At 58.5% G+C, this 2,118-nt stretch carries 1 pseudogene; it reads right to left on the reverse strand.

Annotated features, from left to right (window positions below):
- Positions 1-648 precede the first annotated feature (648 nt).
- A pseudogene (locus EOA22_RS31405) lies at positions 649-900 on the reverse strand (DUF2269 family protein); the annotation flags it as partial.
- Positions 901-2,118 lie beyond the last annotated feature (1,218 nt).

Genomic DNA, 2,118 nt, shown 5'->3' on the forward strand with positions numbered 1-2,118 from the left:
ATCTTTTGGTGACCACGTTGTCGAGCCATTCTGTGTCCTCTGCCCCAGTCGCCACGATTTCGCCAATGGTCGCCATGCCGGCTAGCTTCATCGGGGCGGTCAGCATGCCCGTTGCGGTCGCCCTGGTCGTTGCGGCTATCTTCGTCACGGAAAGCTTCTTCAGAACCGCGATCCTGGTGCATCCTCTCCCGGACAGCTTGCTCAACCATCTGGCGGATTATTTCGCGTGTCTGTTCACCCCCCTGTCCGTTTGCGTTCGACCCGGCGCCGGGTTGTTCGGTCGCCGTCGTGGGTGCAGGCGTCGTGGGTGCCGGTGTTCCGCTTGACTGGGCGAGCGCCGGGGACGTGAGGGCTATGAAAGTGGCGGCGGCGGCCGTCGTGCTGTGTGGAAATCTCATGGCATGCCTCCATCGAACCATCGGCCGTGTTTGTTTGGGTCAAACTGGGGCTCGGTCTGATTGTTCCCTCAAGGGGATGAGTCACGGCGAAGTTACAGGCCATGTGCCCGTGGGCGCAGGGCGACCACAACCAGAATGGTGGAGATGGTGATGGCATTCATGTCGTCGTAGCCGCCTTCTGGAATGGCGGAACGTGCCAAGGTGTTGCAGCGCTGTGGTGGAGCTTGCTTCGCTGCCGCGGCCTGCAGGGCGAGAGATCGCGCATCTCGATCTGCATCCACACGACTGGAAGCCAGAACAGGCCGGTAATGAGGTAAAGCAGGATCGAAAAGCGCAATCCACCCCTCGGTCGGCGAATAGGCGGAATGCCAGGCGAGGGCATGAGCCACCACCGCGGTTGCAGTGAACACGAATTCAGCGATCACGCGATGCGTGCGACCGCTACGATAGTCGCGGAATTTGCGGTCTGATGGGCGAGCAGCATGAACAAGGCGATGCCGGCCGGACGGCGAGTTGTTCGCAGACCGCCTCGGACGGTTCAGTGCAAGGATCAAATCCCCCTGCGCCGCTCATGGACGCAGCGCCAGCTCAGGAACCTGATCGGCGGGATCCGCGATGTTCATGGACCCGATTCCCGGCGGAAGTGCGGCATGTGGGCTGGATCGTTTGACAAGCGATCGGAATGTCAGGAAACCAGAGCGAGGCGGCGCGGCACAACCGGCGGCCAGCGCCTTGGCGAAGGTCACGCATGTCGACCTGCTGACCGCACGTCGGCCAGATGTAGGAATATCCTTCTTGGGCTCGCCGCTGTAGAGCTTGCCGGGAATTGATCCACCAAGATCGGATTGCTCGTCATATCCATCGACTTGTCTCAAATGTTAGCGAACTGTTCTGCGCTTATTCCCGTCCGCTCGGTCAAAGTCTAACGATCAGGGAAGCACATTGGAAAGCACATGCGGTAACGGTTGATTCAACCATTGCTGGTATGTTGGTGTGGGTGGCGACTCCGACAGTTGGGCGGGCGCTTCAGTGCCGGAGCCGCCTGCGCAGTCCGGTTGGGGTTTGACCGCGCCGTCCTATAATGGGACAGCGCGGTCAACGATTCGTTAAAATGCTCCGGAGCTAATTAAACGTGTGCTAAATTGAATCGCAGTGTTGCGAGTCAGCTCATGCGTTTGAAGGTCATCAGGCTATCGCGCAGGAAGGACGAGGCGGTGTTAGCCGTCAGTCATTCTATCTCACGCGCTGACGACCTCTGGCGCCTTCCAAGTCATCGATTGTAATCATCGATCACTGCTTGATGTATGGCTAGCGACAGTGACTCACCAAAGACATGAACTCAGAAAAGAAACCAACGAAAGCTGGACCGTGTTTAACGTGTTGACTGGGCAGCCAGCAGAGGGTGACGTGGCAAGGCTTGAGCGCCCAACCTATGCCTGCAGCATCAAGAATATGATCCTGCCAAGAGCGCCTAAGAGCAGGGCAAGCTGCATGTGCGTCATCCTGACAACCAATCGCCAGGATTTTGCGGCTTGAGCCGCGAGCTCTTGTCTCCCCTATGGCAACAGGGTCTTTGCCGAAGGACGCTTCGAGCCGCTTATGCTAAGCTGCTTTCACTGCGATATCTGAAATGCAGGCAGGACGTCCGCAACCCCGGAAAGCCAAGGGGTGGATTGGGATCGAGAACGCGACGATCGCGATCACCGTCGAAGGCATTGAT

It is taken from the genome of Mesorhizobium sp. M7A.F.Ca.US.014.04.1.1 (assembly GCF_003998745.1).
GTDB lineage: Bacteria > Pseudomonadota > Alphaproteobacteria > Rhizobiales > Rhizobiaceae > Mesorhizobium > Mesorhizobium ciceri.